The following is a 25808-nucleotide window of genomic DNA, read 5'->3' as shown; positions in this document are numbered from 1 at the left end:
GTGTATATGAAAATAAAATACTTTAAATATTTTTGGTTTATAGTAACCCTAGGTCTATTTGTTTTTTTGATGTTTTCAGTAAGAATTAAAACCAAGACAGATATTCGTAATAGGATTTACCAACAGTGGGAGAGACACTTCGTAGTAAAAGATGGTAATGAAGCTTATATCAAAACTACAAATGATAAAGATAAGGACATTGTACTCTCGGAGTCCCAAAGTTACGGGATGCTAATAACTGTTAGAGCGGCTCAGAAAGGTCTAGCGAGTCAACAAGATTTTGAAAGACTCTACAAATATTATTTATCTCATCGTATTGAAGGAAGTCAATTGATGTCTTGGGAACAAATTGTTCAAAAGAGTTCTAAAAATGTTGACGAACACAATGCAACGGACGGAGATCTTTATATTGCTTATGCTTTAATTGAAGCCTCAAAACAGTGGCCAAGTCAGAAAGACGAGTATCAAACGCAGTCTAAGGCTATCTTGCAGGATATTCTCAAATATAATTATAATGAAAATACTGGAATCTTAACTGTTGGGAACTGGGCAAACAGAGATTCAAAGTATTATAATCTAATGAGAACATCTGATGCTTTACCAAAGCAATTCCAATCATTTTATGAAGTTACTAAAGATAAAAAATGGTTGAGTATTAGCGATAAGATGTTAAGCAGTCTGGAAACAATTAGTTCTCAAACAGAAACCGGATTAATTCCAGATTTTATCTGGGTTGACCAATCGGGAGTTCGTAATGTTAAGCCTCATACTATCTCCTCCCAGTTTGACTCTACTTATTCTTATAACGCTTGTCGTCTTCCATACAATCTTACACAAAGTAACGATGAAAAGAGTCAGAGAGTCCTCAGTAAGCTATTGGATTTCTTCATGACACAGAAGAATATTTTTTCTAATTATAATTTAGATGGTAATTTTTTAGATGACCATCAGGCTGCATGTTTTAAAGCACCAATTGCTCTTGCAGCTGATAAAGATTCAGGATATTTGAAATTGGTTCAGCAAAATAAAATAGTTTTTATGCAGAACCTACCAGTAAATAATTATTATGATTCTGCAATTATTACTTTGGTTACCATGGAATTTTTTTAAATTATCATTATAGTATTTAGTTTGAATAGAAGAATACTTTAAGTAAATTTGAAGGTATACTATTGAGCTATTAATATGAGATGGTGATTGTATTCTTTTTCAGTATTTAAGAACGTTAATTGATAAAAGTCTTTTAAATAGCTAGAGTATTAAGAAAAATTACAAAGTAGTTATTAATCACGAATAACTTAGAAACTTCCCTAAAGCTGTTCTCTAGAAACAGATATTAAGGGAAGTTTTTTGATTGTATATGATAAATGTTTAGAACTGTCTCACCCTCTTTTTATGTTTTAGCTTAGCTTTCTATGGTATAATAGTACCATGACTATTATTAATCAATTCGTCACTTTGGCGAGTCACCTTGTATTTATAGGATTGAGCTACCATATGCTGATTAGCCTCTTTGATTGGGCGAAGATTATCAAAAATCCGATTGAAAATACTGGAAAATTGAAACTCTTTTTGCTCTTTATCAGTATTGCCTTAGGCTACCTTATCAGTTCCTTTATTCTGTCGGTTTTAGCTTTTGGACAGAATATGGCCAGCTCGATTTCTTAAATTAGTGATTTTAAAAGACTTTTGATATAATACAAAAAGATGAAAATGACCCTTGAAAGGAATCCTTATGGATAAAATTATTGTGCAGGGTGGCAACACTCGATTAAGTGGTGAGGTTGTCATTGAAGGTGCTAAAAACGCTGTCCTTCCTTTGTTGGCGGCGACTATCTTGGCCTCGGAAGGTCAAACAACCTTAACTAATGTTCCAATCTTGTCAGATGTTTACACGATGAATAATGTTGTTCGTGGTTTAGATATTGCTGTAGACTTTGACGAGGAAAACAATACCGTTGTCGTTGATGCTAGTGGAGAAATTCTCGATCAGGCACCGTATGAGTATGTTAGCAAGATGCGTGCGTCAATCGTAGTTCTTGGACCTATTCTTGCCCGTAATGGTCACGCTAAGGTCTCAATGCCTGGCGGTTGTACGATTGGTAGTCGTCCAATCGACCTCCACCTCAAAGGTTTAGAAGCAATGGGTGCTAAAATTACCCAAGTTGGTGGTGACATTACGGCGACAGCAGAAAACCTTAAAGGTGCAACCATTTATATGGACTTCCCATCTGTTGGTGCCACTCAAAACCTTATGATGGCAGCAACTTTGGCTGATGGTGTTACAACCATTGAAAATGCTGCGCGTGAACCAGAAATTGTTGACTTGGCCCTCCTTCTTAACGAGATGGGAGCAGACGTCAAAGGTGCTGGAACTGAAACGCTCGTGATTAAAGGTGTTAAAGCTCTCCATGGTACTAAACATGCAGTTGTTCAGGACCGTATTGAAGCAGGTACCTTTATGGTAGCAGCAGCCATGACTTCTGGAGATGTCCTCATCAAAGATGCTATCTGGGAACATAACCGTCCTTTGATTTCAAAATTATTGGAAATGGGTGTCGATGTTAAGGAAGAAGAAGGTGGCATTCGTGTTAAATCTGATGTTTCTCAATTGAAACCAGTAACCGTTAAAACTCTACCTCACCCAGGTTTCCCAACTGACATGCAAGCTCAATTTACAGCACTTATGGCAGTGGTAAACGGGGAATCAACCATGATTGAAACTGTCTTTGAGAATCGCTTCCAACACTTGGAAGAAATGCGTCGTATGGGACTTCATTCAGAAATTCTTCGTGACACGGCTATGATTCACGGTGGTTTGCCACTTCAAGGTGCTCAAGTTATGTCTACTGACCTTCGAGCTTCGGCAACACTTATTCTTACAGGAATGGTGGCTGAAGGAACAACGACTGTTGGTAAATTAACACACTTGGATCGTGGTTACTATCAATTCCATGAGAAACTAGCTAAACTAGGAGCAAATATTTCACGTGTAAGTGAGGCTTAGTATGGAAACTGGTAAAGGCTATGTTTTTCGTCAATTATTACTTGTTTTGAGTGTGTGTGTGATTGGCCTTGCTTTTCTAGCTATCGGTTTGATGATAGGCTATGCTGTTTTAGGAGAGGGCAAGGATCCGATAAGCATCTTAAAACCAGAAACTTGGCAGGCAATTGTTGCTAAATTTACAGGAAAATAAAAGGGAGTGGGAAGTAATCCCGCTCCTTTAGTCATGACATTCATATAAAAGAAAGAGAACAATGGCAAAAAGAAAGACATCTTTAACAAATAAACAGAAACGTCAGCTAGTCTCGTTACTAATAGCGGTCTTGATTGCAGTGTTAGGTTACATTGGAACGAGTAATAAGCTCTCACCTAACAATCCAATCAAGCAGGTAGCTAGTCTAGTCTCGGGAAAATCCAATAACTCCGCCAAATCAAACGGCTCAACAAGTGGTCAGTCAACGCCACAAGAGCAGCTTGCTGAGACGGTGATGACCAGCTACGTCAAGAGTCAACTAGGAAACGCCATAGAATGGAATGGGGCAGGGGCTTATATTGTTAACGGTAATAAAACCAATCTTAATGCTAAGGTATCTAGTCAACCCTATGCTAATAACCAAGTTAAAACGGTTCAAGGCCAAACGGTTCCTACAGTTGCGAATGCCTTGTTAAGTAAAGCAACCAGACAGTACAAAAATCGTCAAGAAACAGGGAATGGCTCAACATCTTGGACACCAGCTGGATGGCATCAAGTTCACAATCTTTCGGGAGAGTATAATCATGCCGTAGACCGAGGTCATTTGTTGGGCTATGCACTTGTAGGTGGTCTCAAAGGATTTGATGCCTCGACTTCAAATCCAGAGAATATTGCTGTTCAAACTGCTTGGGCTAACCAAGCTAATAGCGAAACTTCCACGGGCCAAAACTATTATGAAAGTCTGGTACGAAAAGCTCAGGATAAAAACAAACGTGTCCGTTACCGCGTGACCCTCATTTATGAAGGAGATAACCTGATTCCATCAGGCTCACATCTTGAAGCCAAGTCAGCTGATGGATCGCTTGAGTTCAATGTCTTCGTGCCAAATGTCCAACAGGGAATTACCCTAGATTATTATTCAGGGAAAGTAACGGTGAATTAACGAAACAAACGACTCCGATTGGAGTCGTTTTTAGTATCCAGAAAAACAAAAACCCACACGTAGGTGAGTTTTTTGTTTTATTCACTAGCTTGCTCCCATTGTTTAGAGAGGTAGCGAGAGTAGCTAGAGATGGCAAAGTTAACCACGAAATAAGCTAAAGCCACAATTCCGTATAAGGTAAAGATTTGGCTAGGTTCGTAGTAACCACCCATCAAAATCTGACTCTTACCAAACAATTCTTGTAAGGCGATAACAGAGTAAAGGAAAGAAGTATCCTTGATAACTGTTACGAATTGAGAAATGATAGATGGTAACATCTTACGAATAGCTTGTGGGAAGATGATGTAAATAAAGATTTGTTTGTTGTTAAATCCTTGAGACAAGCCGGCTTCCGTTTGGCCATGGTCAATAGAGTTCAGTCCCCCACGAATGATTTCTGCCAAGGCAGCAGAAGTAAAGACCGTGAAAGAGGTAATCCCTGCAGCGGTTGATTTGAGTTGGAAGACCAGGAAGATAATGAAAATCCAAAGCAAGTTAGGAACATTACGGACGAACTCAACGTAGATAGAAGCGATCCAACGAAGGATAGGATTCTTTCCGTTACGCATCACCGCCAGAATAGTTCCGAACAGGGTAGATAGCACGATGATGAAGAAAGACAAGTAAAGAGTCGTCCACATCCCTTGTGCCAAGAATTTAAGGTTAGTAGCTGATAAAACTTCTGACATAGTGGACCTCCTTAGTAAGCTTTCTTATTCTCTTCTTCTTTACGACGTGCCCAAGTAGCTAGAGGGAAACACATGATAAAGTAGAGGAAGGCAGCCCCAGCAAAGGCCGGCACATAGTTAGTGGTATCATAAGCCCAAGCCTTAGCCGTGAACATGATATCTGCCCCAGAGATGATGGCAACTGTAGAAGTGTTTTTGATCAAGTTAACCACTTGGTTAGTCAATGGTGGCAAGATAGTACGGACTGCTTGAGGCAAGATGATGATACGCATGGTATCAGCGTAGGTGAATCCTTGAGACAAAGCGGCTTCGGTTTGACCTTTAGGAACTGCCTCGATACCTGTACGAATAATTTCAGAGATATAGGCTCCTGTGTAGACCCCCACACAAAGGATAGCCGTCATTGAAATTGGGATCATGACATGACCATCGGTCAAGATTGAAATCCCATAAAAGACAACCACGAATTGGACGAGCAAGGGTGTGTTCTGGAAGATTTCAACATACACACGTGAGATGCCACGAAGGACCTTGTTGTGAGTAGAGCTCATAGCCCCAAAGATGAGCCCAAGAAGAAGGGCAACAATCAAGGCACCAATTGAAATGCCAAGGGTATAGAAGAAACCTTTGGCAAATTGCCCAAAGTTAGCGAAGAAAGCAGCCCAACGTTCAAGAGCGAAAGGACTAGCCGTTTCAGTTAAAAGATACATAAATTCAGGACTCCTTTCTATTTATCTTCAGCCTTAGCTGGTTTCAAGTGATACTTATTGTAGAGTTTTTGAAGGCTACCATCTTTTTGCCATTTGGCAATCAAATCGTTGGTATAATCAATCAACTCTTGGTTAGACTTGCTTGAAGCAATACCGTACTCTTGTGTTTTGAAACCTTCTTTTAAGGTTTTAGTTTTCTTACTTTCATATCCAGAGAGAATAGATTTATCAACTGAGAAAGCATCTACACGGTGAGCGTAAAGAGAAACTGCCAATTCTGGGAAAGATCCAAGTTGAACATAGTTGAACTTAAGGTTATTAGCTGAAGCGTACTCTTGCAAAGCAGCCTTAGTTGACGCCCCTTGAGAAACACCGATAGTCTTACCATTCAAATCTGAGATTTTGTTAATCCCTGAATCCTTAAGAACCAAGAAACCGATTTGGTCATAGTAGTAAGGAGTTGAGATGGCGTAAGAAGCCTTACGTTCATCATTGATGGTATAGGTAGCGATAAGCAAGTCGATAGTACCGTTATCCATAAGTGGTTCACGAGTTTGCGTCGTTACTGGGATATAATTCACTTTAACTTTTAACTCATCAGCAATCTTCTTAGCAAGATCAACTTCCATACCTTCGTAGGTATTAGTCTTAGCAGAATAGTAACCAAAGTTAGGAACGTCTTGCTTCACACCGACATTGAGTGTCCCTCGCTTAACAATCTTTTGGACTGCTTTACTATCAAGAAGCTTACTAGTGTCTTCCGCCTTAGTCTTGTGACTCGTGATAAGAAAAATAGTGAGAATTGCCAAGCTTGCAACAGTTAGGTAACGTAAGATTTTTTTGAAAATCATAGGCAACCTCCTTAGGCATCCACTTGAACATTATCAGAGTTGTGATCGATAATCTTAGAAAGGAATTGAACCGCACGAGGTTCAGTTGGATTGTCAAAGAATCCATCTACATCCGTAGTGTCTACAAGAACCTGACCTTCAGCCATGAAAATGATACGGTCAGCCACACTGCGGGCAAAGCCCATTTCGTGGGTTACGACAACCATGTTCATGCCACCTTTGGCAAGCTTTTGCATAACTGCAAGGACGTCACCGATAGTCTCTGGGTCAAGGGCTGACGTTGGTTCATCAAAGAGCAAGAGCTCAGGATTCATAGCAAGACCACGGGCGATAGCGATACGTTGTTTTTGTCCACCAGAAAGCATACCAGGGTATGAATCTTTCTTGTCCCACATGTTAACGTAGCGAAGGAATTTTTCAGCAGTCTTTTCGGCGTCTGCCTTACTGATGCCAAGAACCTTGATAGGTGCCAAGGTTACATTTTCAAGAACGGTTTTGTGAGGGTAGAGGTTAAAGTGTTGGAAAACCATCCCCGCTTCCTTACGAAGCTCAACCAAATCTTTGGCAGAAGCTTCCGTCACATTATGTCCGTTAACGATAAGCGTACCGTTATCGATTGATTCCAAGGCGTTGATTGTACGGATAAGGGTAGATTTCCCAGACCCAGAAGGTCCCAAGAGAACCACAACTTGTCCTTTTTCAATTTCTAGATTGATGTCACGAAGTGCATGATAGTCTCCGTAATATTTATTAACATTTTTAAATTCAATAAGTGCCATAAGAGCCTCCTATAATGGATTTACTTGTTAGCTTTTCTAACATATATTGAATTTTAGCATAAGTAAAGTCGAAAGTCAAAAAATTCCGAATATTCTTTCAAAACGTTCGGTTTTTACTAAATAATTAATCATTTTTTGATATAAATATGAGAAAAACAAAAACCCACCCACAGGTGAGTTTTTTGCTGTTTTATTCACTAGCCTGCTCCCATTGTTTAGAGAGGTAGCGAGAGTAGCTAGAAATAGCAAAGTTAACCACGAAATAAGCTAAAGCCACAATACCGTATAAGGTAAAGATTTGGCTTGGTTCGTAGTAACCACCCATCAAAATCTGACTCTTACCAAACAATTCTTGTAAGGCGATAACAGAGTAAAGGAAAGAAGTATCCTTGATAACTGTTACGAATTGAGAAATGATAGATGGCAACATCTTACGAATAGCTTGTGGGAAGATGATGTAAATAAAGATTTGTTTGTTGTTAAATCCTTGAGACAAACCTGCTTCCGTTTGACCATGGTCGATAGAGTTCAGTCCCCCACGAATGATTTCCGCCAAGGCAGCTGAAGTAAAGACCGTGAAAGAGGTAATCCCTGCCGCAGTTGACTTGAGTTGGAAGACCAAGAAGATGATGAAAATCCAAAGCAAGTTAGGAACGTTACGGACGAACTCAACGTAGATAGAAGCAATCCAACGAAGAATAGGATTCTTTCCGTTACGCATCACCGCCAGAATAGTACCGAACAGGGTAGATAGCACGATGATGAAGAAAGACAAGTAAAGAGTCGTCCACATCCCTTGTGCCAAGAATTTAAGGTTAGTAGCTGATAAAACTTCTGACATAGTGGATCTCCTTAGTAAGCTTTCTTATTCTCTTCTTCTTTACGACGTGCCCAAGTAGCAAGAGGGAAACACATAATAAAGTAGAGGAAGGCAGCCCCAGCAAAGGCCGGCACATAGTTAGTGGTATCATAAGCCCAGGCCTTAGCAGTGAACATGATATCTGCCCCAGAGATAATGGCAACTGTTGAAGTATTCTTAATCAAGTTAACCACTTGGTTGGTCAATGGTGGCAAGATAGTACGCACGGCTTGAGGCAAGATGATGATACGCATGGTATCAGCGTAGGTGAAACCTTGAGATAAAGCCGCTTCGGTTTGACCTTTAGGAACCGCCTCGATACCTGTACGAATAATTTCAGAGATATAGGCTCCTGTGTAGACCCCTACACAAAGGATAGCCGTCAATGAAATTGGAATCATGACATGACCATCAGTCAAGATTGAAATCCCATAGAAGACAACCACGAATTGTACGAGCAAGGGTGTATTCTGGAAGATTTCGACATAAACACGTGAGATGCCACGAAGGACCTTGTTATGAGTCGAACTCATAGCCCCAAAGATGAGCCCAAGAAGAAGGGCTACAATCAAGGCACCAATTGAAATACCAAGGGTATAGAAGAAACCTTTGGCAAATTGCCCAAAGTTAGCGAAGAAAGCAGCCCAACGTTCAAGAGCGAAAGGACTAGCCGTTTCAGTTAAAAGATACATAAATTCAGGACTCCTTTCTATTTATCTTCAGCCTTAGCTGGTTTCAAGTGATACTTATCGTAGAGTTTTTGAAGGCTACCATCTTTTTGCCATTTAGCAATCAAATCGTTGGTATAATCAATCAACTCTTGGTTAGACTTGCTTGAAGCGATACCGTACTCTTGTGTTTTGAAACCTTCATCAAGAATCTTGGTTTTATCACTTTCGTAACCTGACAAGATTGATTTATCACCAGCAAAGGCGTCAATACGGTAAGCATAGAGTGATACGGCTAACTCAGGATAAGATCCAAGTTGAACGTAGTCAAACTTAAGGTTATTAGCTGAAGCGTACTCTTCAACAGCAGCTTTGGCAGATGACCCTTGAGACACTCCAATAGTTTTACCGTTTAGGTCAGAAAGTTTCTTATAGCCAGATTTGGTTTGAACGAGGAAACCGATTTGGTCGTAGTAGTAAGGAGTTGACATGGCATATGAAGCCTTACGCTCATCTGTAATGGTATAAGTGGCGATAAGCATGTCAATAGTCCCGTTATCCATAAGGGCTTCACGAGTTTGTGGAGTAACCGCTATAAAATTCACCTTAACCTTAAGTTCTTTGGCAATTTTCTTAGCGAGGTCAATTTCCATCCCTTGATAGGTATTGGTTTTGGCTGAGTAGTAACCAAAGTTTGGGACATCCTGTTTGACACCAACGTTTAGAGTCCCTTTTTTGACAATCTTTTGAATTGCAGCACTATTGAGTAGTTTACTGCTTTCATCTGCCTTACTACTTTTGGTGTTCCAGAGGAGAACTGCTAGAAAAGCTATAACAGAGATAGCTAAAATGCGACTAAGTTTCTTGATTAACATAAGTCCTCCTTAGGCGTCCACTTGGACACGATCAGAGTTGTGGTCGATAATCTTAGAAAGGAATTGAACTGCACGAGGTTCAGTTGGATTGTCGAAGAAACCATCCACATCCGTAGTGTCTACAAGAACTTGACCTTCAGCCATGAAAATGATACGGTCAGCCACACTGCGGGCAAAGCCCATTTCGTGGGTTACGACAACCATGTTCATGCCACCTTTGGCAAGGTTTTGCATAACCGCAAGCACGTCACCGATAGTCTCTGGGTCAAGGGCTGACGTTGGTTCGTCAAAGAGCAAGAGCTCAGGATTCATGGCAAGACCACGGGCAATAGCGATACGTTGTTTTTGCCCACCAGAAAGCATACCAGGGTATGAATCCTTCTTGTCCCACATGTTAACGTAGCGAAGGAATTTTTCAGCAGTCTTTTCGGCGTTTGCCTTACTGATTCCAAGAACCTTGATTGGTGCCAAGGTTACATTTTCAAGAACGGTTTTATGCGGGTAGAGGTTAAAGTGCTGGAATACCATCCCCGCTTCCTTACGCAATTCTACCAAGTCTTTGGCAGAAGCTTCCGTCACATTATGTCCGTTAACGATAAGCGTACCGTTATCGATGGATTCCAAGGCATTGATTGTACGGATAAGGGTAGATTTCCCAGACCCAGAAGGTCCCAAGAGAACCACAACTTGTCCTTTTTCAATTTCTAGATTGATGTCACGAAGTGCATGATAATCTCCGTAATATTTATTGACATTTTTAAATTCAATAAGTGCCATAAGAGCCTCCTAAAATTTTACATTAATATATGTAACAACAAGAGTGTATTTTACTATAGATATAGGAAAATGTCAAAAATGTTTGAAAATTCAATCATAATGTTCGCCTTTTAACCGATTACACATAGCAAAGGTATCTCAAAAAAGAAGGAAAGCTTGTATATCAGCTTAATATCTATAGTAGAAACTTGGTCCTAAACCTATTTTTTGGTATAATATGTTTGATACGTAAAGTTTTCTACTTTACAAAATTGAATGACTTAAGAAAACCGATGAGGTGTTTATATGAAAAAAATTCTAGTAGTTGATGATGAAAGACCAATCTCGGATATCATCAAGTTTAATCTGACTAAAGAGGGTTATGAGGTGGTTACAGCCTTTGATGGTCGTGAAGCTTTGGAGCAGTTTGAGGCTGAAAAGCCAGACTTGGTCATCCTGGACTTGATGTTGCCTGAACTAGATGGCTTAGAAGTTGCTAAGGAAATTCGAAAGACAAGTCACACACCAATTATCATGCTTTCCGCTAAGGATAGCGAGTTCGATAAGGTTATCGGGCTAGAAATTGGGGCAGACGACTATGTGACGAAACCATTTTCTAATCGTGAATTGTTGGCACGTATCAAAGCTCACTTGCGTCGTACAGAGACTATTGAAACAGCAGCAGAAGAAAGCTCTAACTCTGGCAAGCAGGAGATTTCAATTGGTGAGTTGATTATTGTTCCAGATGCGTTTGTTGCTAAAAAACGTGGAAATGAAGTTGAGCTCACACACCGTGAATTTGAGTTGCTTTTCCATTTGGCAACTCATATGGGACAAGTGATGACGCGTGAGCATTTGCTTGAAACTGTTTGGGGCTATGACTATTTTGGTGATGTTCGTACGGTTGACGTAACCATTCGTCGTCTCCGTGAAAAAATTGAAGATACACCTAGTCGTCCTGAATATATTTTGACGCGACGTGGTGTTGGTTATTATATGAAGAATTATGACTAGTATTGGCTTAAACATCACAAGCTTTGAACTAGCCTTACTCTTTACGCTCCTCTTTGTGGCTTTCTACTTTATTTTTCTTGCATATCGTGATTATCGACGAGTCAAAAATATTCGAAAGTTGACCAAGAGGGTCAAGTCCTTAATGGCAGGTAACTATAACGAGGAGTTACGCTTAAAGGGTGATCCAGAGCTTTTAGAGCTAGCTGACAGCTTGAATGATTTATCGGATGTCTTTCGTTTGACGCATGAAAATCTAGCCCAGGAAAAAAACCGCTTATCATCAGTCCTTTCTTACATGAGTGATGGGGTTATTGCGACAAATCGTCGTGGTCAAATTACCATGATTAATAGCACAGCTCAGCGTTTGTTGAATCTAGATTATGAAACAGCGACACAGATGTCCATTTTAGATTTATTAGATGGCGAAAATCCCTATACTTATAGTGAATTGCTCTCTAAGACACCTGAAATTCATTTGTCACGTCGAGATGCCAATGATGAGTTTGTGACCTTACGTGTTAATTTTGCCCTTATTCGTAAAGAATCAGGTTTTATCTCAGGTCTGGTTGCCGTTCTTCACGATGCCACTGAGCAAGAAAAAGAAGAGCGTGAACGTCGACTCTTCGTCTCAAACGTTAGTCATGAGTTGCGTACACCTTTGACTTCTGTAAAATCCTATCTGGAGGCACTTGATGATGGTGCTCTCGACGAAGAGATTGCTCCTAACTTTATCAAAGTTTCTTTGGATGAGACCAATCGTATGATGCGAATGATTTCTGACCTCTTGGCACTGTCACGTATTGACAATAAGAGTACCCAACTTGACGTTGAGATGACCAATTTCACGGCCTTCATGACTTATATCTTGAATCGTTTTGATCAGATTAAAAGTCAAGAAACCAATACAGGTAAAACTTACGAAATCATTCGAGATTACCCAGTAAACTCAATTTGGGTAGAGATTGATACAGATAAGATGACCCAGGTCGTGGATAATATTCTTAACAATGCCATCAAGTATTCGCCTGATGGTGGTAAGATTACAGTGTCTATGAAGACAACTGACTCACAGTTGATTGTTTCTATTTCTGACCAAGGTTTGGGTATTCCTAAGAAAGATTTGCCTTTGATTTTCGACCGTTTTTACCGTGTTGATAAGGCCAGAAGTCGTGCCCAAGGTGGAACTGGTCTAGGCTTGTCCATTGCAAAAGAAATTATTAAACAACATAAGGGCTTTATTTGGGCTAAAAGTGAGTATGGTAAGGGTTCAACTTTTACAATTGTGCTTCCATATGACAAGGATGCCATGATGGTTGATGAATGGGAGATGTAATAGAAATGACCTCAGATTTAGGGTTTAAATATAGTATTTTGGCTTCAGGGTCAACTGGTAATTCCTTTTACTTGGAAACTCCAGAGAAGAAGATTCTTGTAGATGCTGGTTTGTCTGGTAAGAAAATCACAAGTTTGCTAGCTGAGATTGATCGTGATCCGAGTGATTTGGATGCAATCTTAGTAACGCATGAACACAAGGATCACATCCATGGTGTAGGCGTTTTAGCTCGTAAATATGGCATGGATATCTACGCCAACGAGAACACCTGGCAGATTATGGATAGTAAAAATATGCTTGGCAAGATTGATAATAGCCAGAAACATGTTTTTTCTCGTGATAAGCTTCTGACCTTTGGAGACCTTGATATTGAGTCTTTTGGAGTTAGTCACGATGCTATTGATCCACAGTTCTATCGCTTTATGAAAGATGGAAAGAGTTTTGTCATGTTGACGGATACGGGTTATGTTTCTGATCGTATGGCAGGTATTATTGAAAATGCCGATGGCTATCTGATTGAGTCCAATCATGATGTTGAAATCCTTAGAGCAGGTTCATATCCTTGGTCGACCAAGCAACGTATCCTCTCTGATCAAGGTCATTTGTGTAATGAAGATGGAGCGGATGCTATGATTCGTACCATTGGTAATAAAACTAAAAAGATCTACTTGGGTCACCTTTCCAAAGAAAATAATATCAAGGAGTTGGCCCACATGACGATGGAAAATCAGTTGGCACGTGCTGACTTTGGTGTTGGAACTGACTTTAAAGTTTATGATACCTCACCAGACACAGCGACTCCACTGACAGACATTTAAAAATAGCAGAAGAGCTGCACTAATACGTTTAGTGCAGCTTTTTAAAAGGAATGTATTTATGAAAGTAATTTATCTCTCGTTAGGGTTTGTCTCGCTCGGTTTGGGAATTCTTGGGATTCCCCTCCCTATCTTACCCACAACACCTTTTCTACTTTTAGCCATTGCTTGCTTTGCTAGAAGTTCTAAACGTTTTGAGAAATGGTTATATCATACTAAGCTGTATCAAAGTTATGTAGCCGATTTTCGAGAAAACAAATCGATTGCCAAGGAACGAAAGAAAAAAATTATTATCCAAATCTATGTTCTGATGGGAATTTCAATCTTTTTTGCTCCAATTATTTGGGTGAAAATTGGGCTCTTTTGCCTGACAGTCTTTATCACTTATTATCTCTTTAAGGTTATTCCTGATAAAGACTAAGCTATCATCAAAAAATGAGACTTCCAAGATGGAAGATACAAAAATTAATTAGCACTATAATTTCTGTAGTGTGTTGAACTATTGCAGAGATTATAGTGCTTTTTGAGTGTACACAAAAAGTCCCATAAGAACTATAATGAAAAGCGACCAAACCATCATTAGGAGGAACTTATGAGACTTATTAAGAATACTACAGAATTAATCGGAATTTAAAGAACCTAACATCATTATTTCTCTTGTTTTTGAAACTGATACTCACATCGAGATTCGTGCAAAACTTAATTGCCTTGCACCACTTTATTATCATTACCAAGGAAAGATGAGAAAATATGACTTTCAAAGCCCTTCCTAAACTCTTCTCGAACAAGTTGGGACTCCAACACTACTACGTCTTAAGGAACGCTGTTCCCAGTGTAAAGGATGTAAGAGAGTAACTGTAGCAGAGACATTCAGTTGAAGAGCAAACCACCCGCAAGATGATCTACCCTTAAAAAAGTTAGACAGAAAATGGCTCTTTGGCAAAATGATGAAATAATTTTGCCAATGTTTTTAATGTTTGTTTCGGAGTTTTTTGCGAAGTTCGTATACAAAATTTGAAACTCTATATAATACTTTATTTACAGGAATATTAAATTCACCGATAAATTCCTCAATATGAGGGGCAAAGTTAGACTTAAATTTTGTTAGACCGTCATCAAGACTACCCTCAACTCCTCCCATATTGGCCCATATAATGTTGTCATTATATGCATCTTCAAAAACTCTAGGATATAGCTTATACTGTGGATAGAACTTCTTAAAATCTTCATTCATCCCAGCATAGAGCATTTCCATTGTATTACCAAATTTTATTGATAAAATACCTGCAATAACTAGTTCCTTATCATAATCTTTTACATAATCTTCGAGCTCAGTGATATATTTTTTTATAGATGTCTCTTGCTGTTTCAATTTTTTCAAACGTTTCTTTTGATTATCTGAAGTTTCAGAAAGGTTATCTTGAATTTCAATTAACTGAGCTTTGTACTGCTCCAAACGCTTGGGTAGATTAACTTTTGCTAGATGAAGATAAGCATCATTACCATATATTTTCATTAACTTTCTGAAATATTCCTCATTTCGGAGGGAAACCCCTTTACGAGATTCGGTAAGTGCAATAACATTAGAGAATGCTTTGAGATCATCAATTGTTCCTCGATAAGTTTGAACACCACGTTTATCAGAATCTTTTATTAAACGCTTTGTGTGTTTAGGAAAAGTATTAATAATATTCTCCTTTGTATAAACATTAGCCTGATAGCGTGGTTGAATACTCTGGGAAATGTTTTGGGTCCGACCTGTCCATTCGGCACCACATTTTTGTAAGATTTCTATTGTTTTTAGTGTATTAATATTTTCTTCAACATTCTCACAAATGAGGTAAGATTTGAGAATAAGGGATGGGTCAAATTTAATAAAAAGTGCACGTTTTGTTTTTGCAATTTTTTTAAGAGAATCAATAACAAAAGTCACTAATTCTATATTAGAGTAGTTCATTATTGGACCACGCGGAATGTAGAGCATAGTCAGACCTAGAGGAAGCCTACGTATTAGAATAGATGCAGTTGCTACTAGTCTGCCATCTTTATAAAATCCGATTCGCTCATTATTCCAATTGTCCTTAATTTTAGCCCAATTACTGCTCTGTAAAAGATTAACTTGGTCACTGTTTTTTACAAAGTGATCATGTTCTTCAGCAGAAATTCCAATTTTATAACTATACATTACAATACCCACTTTCTAATAGCGTAAGCAACACCAGATTCATCATTTGATTTTGTGATGTGTTTCGCAATTTTCTTCAATTCTGGATTACCATTTTCCATAACAACAGGAGAGCCAACGACTTCAAGCATAGCACGATCATTTTCTTCATCACCGATAGCCATAGTTTCTTCTTTCGAAAGACCGAGTTTTTCAGCAAGATGGGTTACAGCAATCCCTTTGTTGGCTGTTTTCTTAAGAATTTCTAGATAAAATGGTGTTGATTTTACAATGGTAAAGCGGTCATAAAATTCCTGTGGAAGTTTGGCAATGGCTACATCAAGAATTTCAGGTTCATCAATATACATGGCTTTAACGAATTCCTTGTCAGCTACCTCCTCAGGTGTACGATAGTAAATCGGCATATGAACAAGGGTAGACTCATGAACCGTGTAGCGTCCAATGTTGCGATTACTTGTGTAGATACCATCTTTAGTAATGGCGTGAGAATGAACACCAAGCTTGTTAGCCAAAACCTCAATATCAAGGTAGTCTTCGTATGAGAGTGTCTCACGAATTAATTCATTACCAGTAGAAGTTTCTTGGACAAGACCACCATTGAAGGTGATAACATAATCTCCGTCTTGGTTGAGGTTGAGTTCTTCAAGAAGTGGAAGTACTCCAGGAATGGGACGACCAGTCGCGATGACAACCTTTACACCGGCAGCTTTAGCATCTTGAATCGCTTGAAAGACTTCAGGTGTAACTTGACGTTGGCTATTTAAAAGCGTTCCATCAATATCAACAGCAATAAGTTTAATAGACATAATAATTACCTGTTTCGTTTAGTTAATTTCTCTTCTATTCTACTAAAATTTAAATGATTTGTCATAGTTTGTCATGAGAAAAAACATATTGCCTACTTTAAAGAAGTAGATTAGGTAAGAATTGCCCAAATGCTTTTTAATTGGTAAAATAAGGTCAGACAAATAAAGGAGAGATAAAGTGATTCGAGTAACCAACCAATTGACGGAGCAAGAACGGAAGGTAGCAAAAGCATTGATTGCTAGCTGCCAAGCTCATGATCAAACCTTTCGAGAACCCTATCTCTCCAATATGCTTAATTTTGACCCCATCATGCCAGCCTTTTTCCTCTATTATCAAGAAGGAAAGTTGCTTGGGTTGTTAACGGTTTATGCGGATAACGAAGACGTTGAAGTGAGCTTCCTAGTGGACCCTAGTTATCGTCGTCATGGTATTGCGCGTGCGATGTATAGAAGCTTTGAAAAAGAAATGGCATCTTACCCTATTCGCTCAGTGACCTTTCAGACGGAGCGTGTTTTTCTCGATCATCATCCTGATTTGGCAAGTCATTGGGGTTTGGTTGAGGATGAAGAGACGGAAACCTGGCTAGGGCGAGATAGAACACCATATGCTCTGGATTCCCGTTCAGATGTCAAGGTGCTCTTAGCTGAACCTTCTTACCTAGATGAAATTGCCCAACTCCACCAGCAAGCCTTTTCTGATGCAGAGGAAACACTTGAAGCAAGTCGCAGATACATTACAGAGGCCTTGAAGGATTCCGATGGCCTACTTTACATCCTTCTCAAAGAAGCTCAGGTCATTGGAGTTTGTACGGTCGATTTATCTGGGAATAACAACTACCTTTATGGACTTGCCGTAGCAGAAGCCTATCGTGGCCAAGGCTATGGAAGCTATCTGGCAAAATCAGTCGTCAACCAACTTATTGCGCAAAATGACAAGTCCTTCCAAATTGCAGTGGAAGATAGCAATATAGGTGCCAAACGCTTGTATGAAAAGATTGGCTTTGTCAAACAAACCCAGGTGGTTTACTTGAAGCAGAAAGAATGATTACATGTTATTAGAAGAATTTGAAAATGTACCTGCTGTGATAGAGCCAACTGATCGAAGCCTTATTAGTGGTGGAGAAATCTGTGATACTATTATTCTGTCTTTTAATGGAGAAATCCTTGAACGAGTAAAGCAGATAGACGGAGTCTATGAAGGTGGTTATCTCACCAACCTAAATAGCAAATATCCATGGTATATCTATGAAGTAGATGGATTTAAACTTGCAGTTGCTATGGCTACTATTGGAGCTCCAATGGTTGTGGGTTTCTTAGAAGAACTCAAAGCGAGAGGCTTTAACAACTTTATCGTTTTGGGCTCTTGCGGAGTTCTAGATCAGTCAATTCAAGCAGATAAAATTATTATACCAAGTTCAGCTCTACGTGATGAAGGTACAAGTTACCATTACGCTCCTGCAAGTGATGAGATAGCTTATGACGAAACTTTGCTCTTAACCATGGAGAACGCTTTGAACAAATCTGGTATTGAGCACATTCGGACCAAAGTTTGGACGACAGATGCCTTCTATCGTGAAACAGCTGCTAAGGTAAAACGAAGACTTGAAGCAGGAGCGAAAGTTGTAGATATGGAATCTTCGGCTATCATGGCCTAGGCCCAATATCGACAAGCCAATGTTTATCAGTTTTTCTACACGGCTGACTATGTTGATCATCACAATCATGAGTGGGATGCTAGACATGAAGAGAGAAAGACAGATGTAATGACTTTCTTCGAGATTGCTGTCAGTATCGCATTAGAGTTGGAAAAATAAGTATAGAAAGAAAAGGAGTAATCAATGGAAATAAAAATAAAAAACAAAATTAAAGTAGGGGATCAAACGGAGATTATCGAAGAAATCCACACTTGTGAGGTTATGGAAAAAGGGGATTATACCTATCTTGTTCATCATAATTCCGAGAAAGAAAAAGTGGTTATTAAGTTGAATCAGGATGAGCTAGTGATGACACGCTTTTCTAATCCTAAATCCATCATGCGTTTTTCTGCTAAAGTACCTGCCTTGGTCCACATTCCGACACCGCTTGGTACCCAGCATTTTCTGACAGACACTAGTCTATTTGCCCATGACCCGAATGGACAGACAGTTGATATTCATTATCAATTGAAACATCCAGAAACAGAAGACGTTTTTGCTGATTATGAATTAGAAGTTTCTTGGTTTTAATTTTTGAAAAAATAGAATCATTTTGCTTGAATAAAGAATAATTTATGATAAAATGTTTAGTACAAATAAGGGAGTAGCAGGTGACTGTAATCATGAGATTTGATTAACAGTTGCGATTATGTCGTCATTACGAAATTTTACATTTCCGGCATATTCTTAAACAGCGAGACTTGTTTTTTATTAAACAAGTCTCTTTTTGTATGATTTTTTATATGAAAAGAGTCTTGTTAGCCATTTTTCCCTATATAGAAGGAGGAGATTATTTTGTCTAAAGAACAAAATAAAGCCTTGTTTTACACACAAGGAGAGGAAGAAGTCCTAAAAAACTTGGACACTTCTGTTGATGGTTTGTCTACTGCACAAGCCAAGGAACGTTTAGATGCCTATGGCTATAACGAGTTGGATGAAGGTGAAAAACGCAGCCTCTTGTCAAAATTCATCGATCAGTTTAAAGATTTGATGATTATCATCTTGCTTGTCGCCGCCGCCCTTTCTGTTATTACAGAAGGTATGCATGGTTTGACGGATGCCTGCATTATTTTAGCCGTTGTTGTTTTGAATGCAGCCTTTGGTGTGTATCAAGAAGGTCAAGCAGAAGCGGCTATTGAAGCCCTCAAAAACATGTCTAGTCCTATGGCTCGTGTGCGTCGTGATGGGCATGTCGTTGAAATTGATTCACGCGAATTGGTTCCTGGAGACATCGTCTTGCTTGAAGCTGGTGATGTTGTTCCTGCGGATATGCGCTTGCTCGAAGCTGCCTCACTTAAGATTGAAGAAGCAGCCCTTACCGGTGAATCTGTACCAGTTGAAAAGGACGTTACTGAGACAGTTGAAGCAGAAGCAGGTATCGGTGACCGTGTAAATATGGGTTATCAAAATTCTAACGTTACTTATGGTCGTGGTACAGGAGTTGTAACCAATACCGGTATGTATACAGAGGTCGGTAAGATTGCCGATATGCTGGCTAATGCGGACGAATCACAAACGCCATTGAAACAAAGCTTGGAGCAACTGTCTAAGACCTTGACCTATCTTATTGTCGCTATTGCCTTGGTGACATTCTTGGTTAGTGTCTTCATTCGTGGCGAACAGCCTCTTGAAGGCTTGATGGTTGCCGTTGCTCTTGCCGTTGCAGCGATTCCTGAAGGTTTACCTGCCATTGTAACCATTCTTTTGTCACTTGGGACAACGAGCCTTGCTAAGCGCAATTCGATTGTTCGTAAATTGCCAGCTGTTGAAACCCTTGGTTCAACAGAAATTATCGCATCTGATAAGACTGGTACCTTAACCATGAACCAAATGACTGTTGAAAAAGTCTATACAAACGGTCAATTGCAAAGCGCTGCTACGGAACTTGGTGCTGACAATACAACCCTTCGTATTATGAACTTTGCCAATGATACTAAGGTAGACCCAGATGGTAAACTAATCGGTGATCCAACCGAAACAGCCCTTGTTCAATTTGGTTTGGACCATAATTTTGATGTGCGTGACGTCTTGAAATCAGAGCCTCGTGTGGCAGAATTGCCATTTGACTCTGACCGTAAGCTTATGTCTACCATCCATAAGGAAGCAGACGGTTCTTACTTTATCGCTGTCAAGGGTGCGCCTGACCAATTGCTCAAACGTGTGACACGTATTGAAGTCAATGGGGAAGTTCGCCCCATCACAGAAGAAGATAAGAAAGCTATTCTTGCTACCAACAAAGACTTGGCTAAACAAGCCCTTCGTGTCTTGATGATGGCTTATAAGATAACGAATGACATTCCTACCTTGGAATCTGCAGTTGTTGAGTCTGATTTGATTTTCTCAGGTTTGGTAGGTATGATTGACCCAGAACGTCCAGAAGCAGCAGAGGCTGTCCGTGTCGCTAAAGAAGCGGGGATTCGTCCAATCATGATCACAGGTGACCACCAAGATACAGCAGAAGCAATCGCTAAGCGTCTTGGTATCATCGACCCAAATGATACAGAAGATCATGTCTTTACTGGAGCTGAGCTTAATGAGCTTTCTGATGAAGAATTCCAAAAAGTCTTCAAACAGTACTCTGTCTATGCGCGTGTGTCTCCTGAACACAAGGTTCGTATCGTCAAGGCTTGGCAAAATGATGGCAAGGTTGTTGCCATGACAGGTGATGGGGTTAATGATGCGCCTTCACTTAAGACAGCTGATATCGGTATCGGTATGGGAATCACAGGTACAGAGGTTTCTAAGGGAGCTTCAGATATGGTTCTTGCCGATGATAACTTTGCGACAATTATCGTTGCCGTAGAAGAGGGACGTAAGGTCTTCTCAAATATTCAAAAATCAATCCAATACCTCTTGTCAGCCAACATGGCCGAAGTTTTCATTATCTTCTTTGCCACACTGTTTGGTTGGGATGTGCTTCAACCAGTACACCTTCTCTGGATTAACCTAGTCACTGATACCCTTCCAGCTATCGCACTTGGGGTTGAGCCAGCTGAACCAGGTATTATGACTCACAAACCTCGTGGTCGCCAATCAAACTTCTTTGATGGTGGTGTCTTCGGAGCGATTATGTATCAAGGTGTCTTCCAAACTATCCTTGTTCTTGCAGTATATGGTTGGGGCCTTGCCTTCCCAGAGCACCATACGCAAGCAGAAATTCATGCGGATGCCCTTACAATGGCCTTTGCCACACTTGGATTAATCCAGTTGCTCCATGCCTTTAACGTTAAATCTGTTTATCAATCAGTCTTTAAAGTTGGTCTCTTTAGGAACAAGACTTTCAACTGGGCAATTCCAGTGGCCTTCGTTCTTTTGATGGCAACTATCGTAGTTCCTGGATTTAATAACCTTTTCCATGTGTCACACCTTAGTCTGACACAATGGCTTGCGGTTATTGTAGGTTCCTTCTTGATTGTGGTATTGGTTGAATTAGTCAAAGCTATTCAACGTGCTCTTGGTAAGGATAAAGACGCTATTTAAGACACAAAGTCAGAGATAATGGTCTCTGGCTTTTTCTTATCACATCTTGAATTCAGGAAGAGTCTTGTTTATAATTGAAGAGAAATAATCACAAGATAAGGAGAAGGCCATGAACGAGACCATTAAGACACAACTCAATCACCGCAGCATCCGTCAATTTAAACCTCTAGCTTTGACACAGGAAGAAGTTGACCTTCTGGTTGATGTTGCCAGACATACGGCAACTAGTAATTTTAGACAATCCTATTCGATTATCAGTATTACTGATCAAAAATTGAAGGAAGAAATTGCTGAAATTGCGAATCAGCCTTATATTCCAAATGCTGGTCATCTTTTTGTATTTGTTGTAGACCAAAGACGTAATACTTTGATTGCAGAGGCAAAGGGTGCTGAAGCCTTGGTGCAAGGTAGTCCCGAACGCTTTATCTCGGCCTTTTCAGATGCAATGATTGCTGCTCAAAATGTGGTAGTAGCTGCTGAGAGTTTAGGTATGGGAACAGTTTATTTAGGTAGTATCTTGAATGATAATGCCAAGCTTTCGGAGCTTCTCAAACTGCCTAAGTATGTCTATCCTGCAGTAGGCCTAGCAGTTGGTTGGCCAGATCAGGAACCACAGCTTAAACCTCGTTTGCCACGTCACGTTATCCATATGGAAAATTATTATCAGGATTTAGAAAATCCTTTAGAGGAGCTAAAAGATTACGATGCTGAAGTCCATGAGTATTACGACCTCCGCGATCTCAATAATAGGGTTGATGAATTTACGACTCAGATTGCTAAGACCATGGATAAATCCGTTGCCAAACGTGCTAATACCTTGAAGGACCTTCAAAAACAGGGATTTTTCATCGACTAAAAAAACGACTCCCGTAAGAGTCGTTCTACAAATCAAATAGTGTCATAGAGGAAAGGAACTCATTTGCTAGTTCCTTTTTTTCATATTCTAAAAACTCCGGCCGTTTCTTGACTAGGTTGTAACGCTTGGAGAGGTTCCATGTTCCAGTAGGATTGAGTTTAGGGTGATTGGAAACAAAGTCAATGGTTAAGTCCCATTCTCGTCTGTATCCAAGAGGACGCGAGTGATAGGTTACACCGTCAATAGTTACCGTCCCAAAACTGCGGTGGGCATGACCAAAAACAACATCTTTAACGCCGTGCTTGACGAAAATCTGATGGAATTGTTCAGATCCCAAATAAGCGTTAAAAGGTTTAAAACGTACGTGCGTCATGGTGAAACGACTGTGAGGAACGAAATGCATGGCAACTATAAGGTTATTCGTGTCTAAATCATTTAGAATATTATCTAGCTTCTGGAGACTAGTTTGACAGATTTCGGGATCAGTACCCAATCGTTTAAGTCGTCGGTCGAACCAGAGTTGCTTCTTACGTTTAAGAATCTTATCTAATTTTTCATCAGAATAGGAATAATCATACCACCCATGAAAAGCCAATAATGTCTTACTTCCTAAATCAATTACCTGAAAATCAAGATTATCAATAAGCTCATCTTCTAAATCAAGCATATCATGATTGCCTAAATTATAGGTGACCTTGACCGCCTTAGACAGTTTTCGTAGGAAAGGTTTCGTGTCAGCATAATAATGGTTAGAAATATCACCGGCGATATGGAGGTGGCTAACTTCTTGATCTTTTAGACACTTTATAAGAGTATCGATTTCATATGTTTCAAAGTGATTCAAATCAATATGTAAATCACTCATTACTGCAAGTCTTGTCATAGAATCATTGTAACAAAAAGGTTAAAGCTTGTCTCTAAATGAAGATGGTGGAAAATACTTGCCCTTGGACTACATTTTCATTATGATAAGAATATGGATATCAAGTTAGAAATACAAAAGATGGCCAAGGAAATTGGCATTTCAAAAATTGGTTTTACAACCGCTGATGATTTTGCCTATCTGGAGAAATCCCTTCGACTTGGTGTCGAAGAAGGGCGAACAACAGGGTTTGAACATAAAAATATTGAAGAGCGTATTTATCCTAAGTTGACCTTAGAATCAGCTAAAACCATCATTTCCATTGCAGTAGCCTATCCGCATAAGTTGCCGCAACAACCCCAAAAAACAGAATTTAAGCGGGGCAAAATCACTCCAAATTCGTGGGGTCTAGATTACCACTATGTTTTGCAGGACAAACTAAAACGCTTGGCAGAAGGCATTGAAAAACTGACGGAAAACTTCGAATATAAAGGTATGGTGGATACTGGAGCCTTGGTCGATACAGCAGTGGCCAAGCGAGCTGGAATAGGTTTTATCGGAAAGAATGGACTAGTGATTTCAAAAGAATACGGCTCCTACATGTATCTCGGTGAGCTTATCACTAATCTAGAGATAGAACCTGATCATGAAGTAGACTATGGATGTGGGGATTGTCGTCGTTGTTTGGATGCCTGTCCGACATCTTGTCTCATTGGCGATGGGACCATGAATGCTCGTCGTTGCCTATCCTTTCAAACACAGGATAAGGGCATGATGGATATGGAGTTTCGAAAGAAGATAAAGACTGTTATCTATGGTTGTGACATTTGTCAGATTTCCTGTCCATATAACAGAGGTATCGACAATCCCTTGGCTTCAGACATTGACCCTGAGCTTGCCATGCCCGAATTGCTCCCCTTTCTAGAGCTGACCAACAAATCTTTCAAGGAAAAATTTGGGATGATTGCCGGTTCATGGCGAGGGAAGAATATTCTTCAACGTAATGCTATTATTGCCTTGGCCAACTTACATGACCGCAATGCTATTGTCAAACTGATGGAGATTATCGATAAGAATAATAATCCCATTCACACGGCGACTGCCATTTGGGCTCTCGGTGAGATTGTTAAGAAGCCCGATGAGGCTATGTTAGACTATATGAGGGAACTGTCACCTAAGGATGAAGAATCCCAAGCCGAGTGGGAGCTTGTGTGTGCAAAATGGCAAATTTAAGTGATTTATGCTAGAATTAAGCATAATACTATAAAATGGAGGAAACCTATCCATGGAAGTGGCAGAAATTCGCCAAAAAATCTCTGAAAATCAAGAGAAGCTCGTGAGCTTCGGGAGGTCTCTTTGACTTAGATCGTTTGGAAGAGGACATTGCGCTCCTTGAAAACCGAATGACTGAGCCAGATTTTTGGAATGATAATATTGCAGCTCAAAAGACCTCGCAAGAGTTGAATGAGCTCAAAATGAAATACGAAACTTTCAACAATATGCAAGAACTCTCTGACGAAACAGAGCTTTATTTAGAAATGTTGGAAGAAGATGATAGTGTTCAAGAAGAGCTGGAAGAAACGCTCGAAAAACTTGATAAGATTATGACAAGTTACGAGATGACACTGCTCTTGTCTGAACCATATGACCATAACAATGCCATTCTGGAAATTCACCCAGGGTCTGGTGGTACAGAAGCTCAGGACTGGGCTGATATGTTACTTCGTATGTATCAACGTTATGGAAATGCTAAAGGTTTCAAGGTTGAGACTTTGGATTATCAGGCTGGTGATGAGGCTGGAATCAAATCTGTAACTCTTGCTTTTGAAGGACCTAATGCTTATGGATTCCTCAAGTCAGAAATGGGTGTCCACCGTTTGGTTCGTATTTCGCCATTTGACTCTGCTAAACGTCGTCATACCTCATTTACATCTGTGGAAGTCATGCCAGAACTAGATGATACCATTGAAGTTGAGATTCGTGATGATGATATCAAGATGGATACATTCCGTTCAGGTGGTGCTGGTGGTCAGAACGTCAACAAGGTTTCAACTGGTGTGCGTTTGACCCACATTCCAACTGGTATTGTTGTTGCTTCAACGGTTGACCGTACACAATATGGGAACCGCGATCGTGCGATGAAAATGCTTCAAGCTAAACTCTATCAAATGGAGCAAGAAAAGAAAGCAGAAGAAGTGAATGCTTTGAAGGGTGATAAGAAAGAAATCACTTGGGGAAGTCAAATTCGCTCATACGTTTTCACGCCATATACCATGGTTAAAGATCACCGTACAGGCTATGAAGTTGCCCAGGTTGATAAGGTAATGGATGGAGATATTGAAGGCTTCATCGATGCCTACCTCAAGTGGCGTATGGAAGAATAGTAATAACATACTT

At 39.8% G+C, this 25808-nt stretch carries 26 protein-coding genes and 2 pseudogenes; 17 read left to right on the top strand and 11 right to left on the bottom strand.

The annotated features are described in order from the left end of the window. The first annotated feature begins 6 nt into the window (after positions 1-6). The 5 genes from NSQ79_RS05610 to NSQ79_RS05590 all read left to right on the top strand — a co-directional run bounded on the left by NSQ79_RS05610 (position 7) and on the right by NSQ79_RS05590 (position 4140). A complete protein-coding gene (locus NSQ79_RS05610; RefSeq protein ID WP_013990687.1) occupies positions 7-1110 on the top strand; it encodes a glycosyl hydrolase family 8 in 1104 nt (367 codons plus the stop codon). Positions 1111-1431: 321 nt separating this feature from the next. Next, complete coding sequence (locus tag NSQ79_RS05605) at positions 1432-1668, top strand: DUF1146 family protein (RefSeq protein WP_002890830.1); 237 nt, start codon at positions 1432-1434, stop codon at positions 1666-1668. Between the two features lie 67 nt (positions 1669-1735). Further along, a complete protein-coding gene (gene murA / locus NSQ79_RS05600; RefSeq protein ID WP_164332337.1) occupies positions 1736-3007 on the top strand; it encodes a UDP-N-acetylglucosamine 1-carboxyvinyltransferase in 1272 nt (423 codons plus the stop codon). A gap of 1 nt (position 3008) precedes the next feature. Further along, complete coding sequence (locus NSQ79_RS05595; protein ID WP_003097027.1) at positions 3009-3197, top strand: DNA-directed RNA polymerase subunit beta; 189 nt, start codon at positions 3009-3011, stop codon at positions 3195-3197. Between the two features lie 61 nt (positions 3198-3258). Further along, positions 3259-4140, top strand: a complete 882-nt coding sequence (locus NSQ79_RS05590; protein WP_175062606.1) for a DNA/RNA non-specific endonuclease — start codon at positions 3259-3261, stop codon at positions 4138-4140. A gap of 77 nt (positions 4141-4217) precedes the next feature. On the opposite strand, the gene NSQ79_RS05585 is transcribed toward NSQ79_RS05590, so the two are convergent. The 8 genes from NSQ79_RS05585 to NSQ79_RS05550 form a co-directional block, all read right to left on the bottom strand. After that, entirely contained in the window at positions 4218-4868 is a 651-nt protein-coding gene (locus NSQ79_RS05585; protein WP_002886253.1) for an amino acid ABC transporter permease, read from the bottom strand. Between the two features lie 11 nt (positions 4869-4879). After that, positions 4880-5578, bottom strand: coding sequence for an amino acid ABC transporter permease (locus tag NSQ79_RS05580; protein ID WP_045772066.1), 699 nt, complete (start codon positions 5576-5578; stop codon positions 4880-4882). A 17-nt stretch (positions 5579-5595) separates the two neighbouring features. Beyond that, positions 5596-6429: a transporter substrate-binding domain-containing protein gene (locus NSQ79_RS05575; protein WP_164332335.1), complete on the bottom strand. Its 834-nt coding sequence runs from the start codon at positions 6427-6429 to the stop codon at positions 5596-5598. An 11-nt stretch (positions 6430-6440) separates the two neighbouring features. Further along, a complete protein-coding gene (locus NSQ79_RS05570) occupies positions 6441-7208 on the bottom strand; it encodes an amino acid ABC transporter ATP-binding protein (protein WP_002884172.1) in 768 nt (255 codons plus the stop codon). Between the two features lie 190 nt (positions 7209-7398). Next, a complete protein-coding gene (locus tag NSQ79_RS05565) occupies positions 7399-8049 on the bottom strand; it encodes an amino acid ABC transporter permease (RefSeq protein WP_002886253.1) in 651 nt (216 codons plus the stop codon). 11 nt (positions 8050-8060) lie between these two features. Continuing rightward, entirely contained in the window at positions 8061-8759 is a 699-nt protein-coding gene (locus NSQ79_RS05560) for an amino acid ABC transporter permease (protein ID WP_002886251.1), read from the bottom strand. A gap of 17 nt (positions 8760-8776) precedes the next feature. Next, positions 8777-9610, bottom strand: a complete 834-nt coding sequence (locus NSQ79_RS05555) for a transporter substrate-binding domain-containing protein (protein ID WP_004182611.1) — start codon at positions 9608-9610, stop codon at positions 8777-8779. Between the two features lie 9 nt (positions 9611-9619). Next, on the bottom strand, positions 9620-10387 hold the full coding sequence (locus NSQ79_RS05550; protein ID WP_070578559.1) for an amino acid ABC transporter ATP-binding protein: 768 nt from the start codon (positions 10385-10387) through the stop codon (positions 9620-9622). A 285-nt stretch (positions 10388-10672) separates the two neighbouring features. Here NSQ79_RS05550 and yycF point away from each other — a divergent pair, with 285 nt between their 5' ends. The 5 genes and pseudogenes from yycF to NSQ79_RS05525 all read left to right on the top strand — a co-directional run. Beyond that, positions 10673-11380, top strand: a complete 708-nt coding sequence (yycF, locus tag NSQ79_RS05545; RefSeq protein ID WP_002884978.1) for a response regulator YycF — start codon at positions 10673-10675, stop codon at positions 11378-11380. Then, positions 11373-12713 (top strand): cell wall metabolism sensor histidine kinase VicK, encoded by a 1341-nt coding sequence (vicK, locus tag NSQ79_RS05540; protein ID WP_002885062.1) that lies wholly within the window; start codon positions 11373-11375, stop codon positions 12711-12713. Before yycF ends, vicK begins: the two co-directional genes overlap by 8 nt. Before the next feature lie 5 nt (positions 12714-12718). Next, positions 12719-13531 carry an MBL fold metallo-hydrolase gene (locus tag NSQ79_RS05535; RefSeq protein ID WP_004182610.1) on the top strand — a complete coding sequence of 271 codons (813 nt, stop codon included), beginning with the start codon at positions 12719-12721 and terminating at the stop codon, positions 13529-13531. A gap of 58 nt (positions 13532-13589) precedes the next feature. Beyond that, positions 13590-13949, top strand: a complete 360-nt coding sequence (locus tag NSQ79_RS05530) for a YbaN family protein (protein ID WP_004182609.1) — start codon at positions 13590-13592, stop codon at positions 13947-13949. A gap of 171 nt (positions 13950-14120) precedes the next feature. Further along, positions 14121-14397: pseudogene (locus NSQ79_RS05525) on the top strand (ISL3 family transposase); the annotation flags it as partial. A 101-nt stretch (positions 14398-14498) separates the two neighbouring features. Here NSQ79_RS05525 and NSQ79_RS05520 read toward each other — a convergent pair. Together NSQ79_RS05520 and yidA are read right to left on the bottom strand one after the other, a co-directional pair. After that, positions 14499-15713 (bottom strand): aminoacyltransferase, encoded by a 1215-nt coding sequence (locus NSQ79_RS05520; protein WP_339313323.1) that lies wholly within the window; start codon positions 15711-15713, stop codon positions 14499-14501. After that, positions 15713-16519: a sugar-phosphatase gene (yidA, locus tag NSQ79_RS05515; RefSeq protein ID WP_004182607.1), complete on the bottom strand. Its 807-nt coding sequence runs from the start codon at positions 16517-16519 to the stop codon at positions 15713-15715. Before yidA ends, NSQ79_RS05520 begins: the two co-directional genes overlap by 1 nt. Before the next feature lie 178 nt (positions 16520-16697). Here yidA and NSQ79_RS05510 point away from each other — a divergent pair, with 178 nt between their 5' ends. From NSQ79_RS05510 to NSQ79_RS05490, 5 genes and pseudogenes are all read left to right on the top strand, one after another. Beyond that, complete coding sequence (locus NSQ79_RS05510) at positions 16698-17564, top strand: GNAT family N-acetyltransferase (RefSeq protein ID WP_004182606.1); 867 nt, start codon at positions 16698-16700, stop codon at positions 17562-17564. Between the two features lie 4 nt (positions 17565-17568). After that, positions 17569-18333, top strand: a pseudogene (locus NSQ79_RS05505) (nucleoside phosphorylase). Positions 18334-18357: 24 nt separating this feature from the next. Next, the gene (locus NSQ79_RS05500) at positions 18358-18744 is read left to right on the top strand and encodes a DUF1934 domain-containing protein (RefSeq protein WP_002884910.1); all 387 of its coding nucleotides are present in this window, start codon (positions 18358-18360) and stop codon (positions 18742-18744) included. A gap of 264 nt (positions 18745-19008) precedes the next feature. Next, positions 19009-21693, top strand: a complete 2685-nt coding sequence (locus NSQ79_RS05495; protein WP_138261852.1) for a cation-translocating P-type ATPase — start codon at positions 19009-19011, stop codon at positions 21691-21693. Between the two features lie 109 nt (positions 21694-21802). Next, the gene (locus NSQ79_RS05490) at positions 21803-22549 is read left to right on the top strand and encodes an NADPH-dependent oxidoreductase (protein ID WP_004182603.1); all 747 of its coding nucleotides are present in this window, start codon (positions 21803-21805) and stop codon (positions 22547-22549) included. Positions 22550-22574: 25 nt separating this feature from the next. Here NSQ79_RS05490 and NSQ79_RS05485 read toward each other — a convergent pair whose 3' ends face one another. Continuing rightward, a complete protein-coding gene (locus NSQ79_RS05485; RefSeq protein ID WP_164332333.1) occupies positions 22575-23432 on the bottom strand; it encodes a metallophosphoesterase in 858 nt (285 codons plus the stop codon). Between the two features lie 93 nt (positions 23433-23525). Between NSQ79_RS05485 and queG the strand changes: the two genes are divergently transcribed. Both queG and prfB read left to right on the top strand, forming a co-directional pair. Then, complete coding sequence (gene queG, locus NSQ79_RS05480; protein WP_014633196.1) at positions 23526-24644, top strand: tRNA epoxyqueuosine(34) reductase QueG; 1119 nt, start codon at positions 23526-23528, stop codon at positions 24642-24644. 52 nt (positions 24645-24696) lie between these two features. Continuing rightward, positions 24697-25795, top strand: a protein-coding gene (gene prfB, locus NSQ79_RS05475; protein ID WP_096833329.1) for a peptide chain release factor 2 whose coding sequence is annotated in 2 segments (ribosomal slippage) — positions 24697-24768 and positions 24770-25795 — 1098 coding nt in all. Because the reading frame shifts where the segments join, the coding sequence is not laid out codon by codon here. Positions 25796-25808: the final 13 nt, after the last annotated feature.

Source organism: Streptococcus sp. FSL W7-1342 (assembly GCF_037966635.1).
GTDB classification, from domain to species: Bacteria; Bacillota; Bacilli; order Lactobacillales; family Streptococcaceae; genus Streptococcus; species Streptococcus salivarius_D.
This window is presented reverse-complemented; position numbering and strand designations above follow the sequence as displayed.

Excerpts from the sequence above, each read along its gene's own strand:
- NSQ79_RS05575 (WP_164332335.1), bottom strand. The coding sequence starts at position 6,429 with ATGATTTTCAAAAAAATCTTACGTTACCTAACTGTTGCAAGCTTGGCA.
- queG (WP_014633196.1), top strand. The coding sequence starts at position 23,526 with ATGGATATCAAGTTAGAAATACAAAAGATGGCCAAGGAAATTGGCATT.
- NSQ79_RS05610 (WP_013990687.1), top strand. The coding sequence starts at position 7 with ATGAAAATAAAATACTTTAAATATTTTTGGTTTATAGTAACCCTAGGT.
- NSQ79_RS05500 (WP_002884910.1), top strand. The coding sequence starts at position 18,358 with ATGGAAATAAAAATAAAAAACAAAATTAAAGTAGGGGATCAAACGGAG.
- NSQ79_RS05590 (WP_175062606.1), top strand. The coding sequence starts at position 3,259 with ATGGCAAAAAGAAAGACATCTTTAACAAATAAACAGAAACGTCAGCTA.
- NSQ79_RS05535 (WP_004182610.1), top strand. The coding sequence starts at position 12,719 with ATGACCTCAGATTTAGGGTTTAAATATAGTATTTTGGCTTCAGGGTCA.
- yidA (WP_004182607.1), bottom strand. The coding sequence starts at position 16,519 with ATGTCTATTAAACTTATTGCTGTTGATATTGATGGAACGCTTTTAAAT.
- NSQ79_RS05570 (WP_002884172.1), bottom strand. The coding sequence starts at position 7,208 with ATGGCACTTATTGAATTTAAAAATGTTAATAAATATTACGGAGACTAT.
- NSQ79_RS05555 (WP_004182611.1), bottom strand. The coding sequence starts at position 9,610 with ATGTTAATCAAGAAACTTAGTCGCATTTTAGCTATCTCTGTTATAGCT.
- NSQ79_RS05520 (WP_339313323.1), bottom strand. The coding sequence starts at position 15,713 with ATGTATAGTTATAAAATTGGAATTTCTGCTGAAGAACATGATCACTTT.
- vicK (WP_002885062.1), top strand. The coding sequence starts at position 11,373 with ATGACTAGTATTGGCTTAAACATCACAAGCTTTGAACTAGCCTTACTC.
- NSQ79_RS05585 (WP_002886253.1), bottom strand. The coding sequence starts at position 4,868 with ATGTCAGAAGTTTTATCAGCTACTAACCTTAAATTCTTGGCACAAGGG.
- NSQ79_RS05485 (WP_164332333.1), bottom strand. The coding sequence starts at position 23,432 with ATGACAAGACTTGCAGTAATGAGTGATTTACATATTGATTTGAATCAC.
- NSQ79_RS05565 (WP_002886253.1), bottom strand. The coding sequence starts at position 8,049 with ATGTCAGAAGTTTTATCAGCTACTAACCTTAAATTCTTGGCACAAGGG.
- murA (WP_164332337.1), top strand. The coding sequence starts at position 1,736 with ATGGATAAAATTATTGTGCAGGGTGGCAACACTCGATTAAGTGGTGAG.
- yycF (WP_002884978.1), top strand. The coding sequence starts at position 10,673 with ATGAAAAAAATTCTAGTAGTTGATGATGAAAGACCAATCTCGGATATC.
- NSQ79_RS05550 (WP_070578559.1), bottom strand. The coding sequence starts at position 10,387 with ATGGCACTTATTGAATTTAAAAATGTCAATAAATATTACGGAGATTAT.
- NSQ79_RS05595 (WP_003097027.1), top strand. The coding sequence starts at position 3,009 with ATGGAAACTGGTAAAGGCTATGTTTTTCGTCAATTATTACTTGTTTTG.
- NSQ79_RS05490 (WP_004182603.1), top strand. The coding sequence starts at position 21,803 with ATGAACGAGACCATTAAGACACAACTCAATCACCGCAGCATCCGTCAA.
- NSQ79_RS05605 (WP_002890830.1), top strand. The coding sequence starts at position 1,432 with ATGACTATTATTAATCAATTCGTCACTTTGGCGAGTCACCTTGTATTT.
- NSQ79_RS05530 (WP_004182609.1), top strand. The coding sequence starts at position 13,590 with ATGAAAGTAATTTATCTCTCGTTAGGGTTTGTCTCGCTCGGTTTGGGA.
- NSQ79_RS05580 (WP_045772066.1), bottom strand. The coding sequence starts at position 5,578 with ATGTATCTTTTAACTGAAACGGCTAGTCCTTTCGCTCTTGAACGTTGG.
- NSQ79_RS05560 (WP_002886251.1), bottom strand. The coding sequence starts at position 8,759 with ATGTATCTTTTAACTGAAACGGCTAGTCCTTTCGCTCTTGAACGTTGG.